This is a genomic window from Streptomyces sp. MnatMP-M17, assembly GCF_900091995.1.
Lineage (GTDB): Bacteria > Actinomycetota > Actinomycetes > Streptomycetales > Streptomycetaceae > Streptomyces.
The window spans coordinates 1-2,128 of sequence record NZ_FMDK01000918.1; the positions used below are offsets into that span (position 1 = coordinate 1).

Annotated in this window: 2 protein-coding genes and 1 pseudogene; all 3 read left to right on the forward strand. The window is 70.6% G+C overall.

The genetic code is table 11. The annotated features are described in order from the left end of the window. Positions 1 to 788: STM4014 family protein (locus GA0115259_RS33390; protein WP_176732739.1), on the forward strand; the 788-nt coding region annotated here is incomplete at its 5' end. A gap of 31 nt (positions 789 to 819) precedes the next feature. Then, entirely contained in the window at positions 820 to 1,632 is an 813-nt protein-coding gene (locus tag GA0115259_RS33395) for an STM4013/SEN3800 family hydrolase (RefSeq protein ID WP_093603875.1), read from the forward strand. After that, positions 1,629 to 2,128, forward strand: a pseudogene (locus GA0115259_RS33400) (coproporphyrinogen III oxidase family protein); the annotation flags it as partial. The gene GA0115259_RS33395 and the pseudogene GA0115259_RS33400, both read left to right, overlap by 4 nt.

The window sequence follows — 2,128 nt, forward strand, 5'->3', positions numbered from 1 at the left end:
GCCACGGAGTGCTGGACGCGGCGGGGATCCCCATACCGGCGTCGCCGACCTCGGGGCCCGGCGCGCCGGCCGTTACCGGCTGGGACGATGTACGGTCCCTGATGGCGAGGGCCGGACTGCGCCGGGCGTTCGTCAAACTCGCCCACGGATCGTCGGCGTCGGGAGTGCTCGCCGTCGAGACGGCGGGCCCGGGACGGGTGCGTGCCACGACCTCCGTCGAGCGCGACAGCGCGGGCCGGCTGTTCAACTCGCTGCGGGTGCGCCGCTATACGACCGAGCGCGAGGTGGCGGCGATCGTGGACACGCTCGCGCCCGACGGGCTGCATATCGAGCAGTGGGTGCCCAAGGCGGTGCAGGACGGCCGGTCGGCCGATCTGCGGGTGGTGGTCGTCGCGGGCCGCGCCACCCACGCCGTCCTGCGTACGAGCACCTCCCCGATGACCAATCTCCATCTCGGCGGGCGCAGAGGAGATCTCGGCGCGGCCCGTGCCGCGATCGAGGCGGCGGGCGGAAGCTGGGCCACGGCTCTCACGGTCTGCGAACAGGCCGCCGGCTGTTTCCCGGGCACCCACTGCGTGGGCGTCGATCTGCTGCCCGCCCGGGGCTGGCGCCGGTTCGCCGTCTGCGAGGTCAACGCCTTCGGCGATCTGCTGCCCGGCCTCATGGGCCTGCCCGGCCGGGACGCCGAAGCTCTGGACACCTACGCGGCCCAGCTCGCCGCCCTGCCGAGGCGCCCGCCACGCCGGACGACCGAGGAAAGACCATGCCGACATATAAGACGCGCCTGAGATGACCGAGACGACCGTGGCGACACCCGATATGAATGAGGTGGTCGGGCAGGACGATCTGCTGCTCGTCACCCTCGACACCCTGCGCTTCGATGTCGCCGAGGAGCTCGCCGCGGCGGGCCGTATCCCTCATCTCGCCCGCCATCTCCCGGGCGGACGCTGGGAGAAGCGGCACGCACCCGGCAGCTTCACCTATGCCTCGCACCAGGCGATCTTCGCCGGGTTTCTGCCCACGCCCGCGGTACCCGGCACCCATCCACGGCTGTTCGCCGCCCGCTTCGGCGGCAGTGAAACCACGGCCGGGCGGACCTTCGTCTTCGACACGCCCGATCTGGTCTCGGGCCTCGCGGCGGCCGGGTATCACACAGTGTGTATCGGCGGCGTCGGCTTCTTCAACCAGCGAGGCGCACTCGGCTCCGTACTGCCCGGACTCTTCCAGGAGAGCCACTGGGAGCCCGAGTTCGGCGTGACATCGCCTGCCTCCTTCGAGTCCCAGATCGCCCGCGCGGAGAAGACCGTCGCCGGTCTCGACCGCGAGCAGCGGCTCTTCCTCTTCGTCAATGTGTCGGCACTGCACCAGCCCAACTGGTTCCATCTGCCCGGCGCCGACCGGGAGTCGGGCGACTCACGGGCCACACACGCCGCCGCTCTCGAATACGTCGACCGGCACATCGGCCGGCTCTTCGCCGCCGCGAGCAGCCGCCGTCGCTGTTTCACGATCGTCTGTTCCGACCATGGCACCACCTATGGCGACGACGGCTGGACCGGACACCGGCTGGGCCACGAGGCCGTCTGGACCGTGCCGTACGCCCACTTCTTCCTGGAACACGGGGACCTTCAATGAGCACCACCACGGGCGCCACGGGCGCCACCACAAGCGCCGCCGTACCACGCCCGTACGAGAGTTATGTCTATGCATATCCGCATAAAACAGCCTATCGTCGTCTGCCCGACCGCCCATCACTGCGCGAACTGTGGGCCGGTGAACGCAAGGACGCCCTCTCCCTCTATCTGCACATACCGTTCTGCGAGGTCCGCTGCGGCTTCTGCAATCTCTTCACCCGTATCGGCGCGCCCGACGAGCTGACGACGCGCTACCTCGACGCGCTCGACCGGCAGGCGACCGCCGTACGCGAGGCACTCTCCGGGCCGGGCCAGGAGGGCACCGACGCGATACGGTTCGCCGCCGCGGCCTTCGGCGGCGGTACGCCCACCTTCCTGGACGCCGCCGAGCTGGAGCGGCTGTGCGACATCGCCGAGAAGCGGATGGGCGCCGATCTGCGCGCCGTCCCGCTCTCCGTGGAGACCTCGCCGGCCACGGCGACCGCCGACCGGCTGGG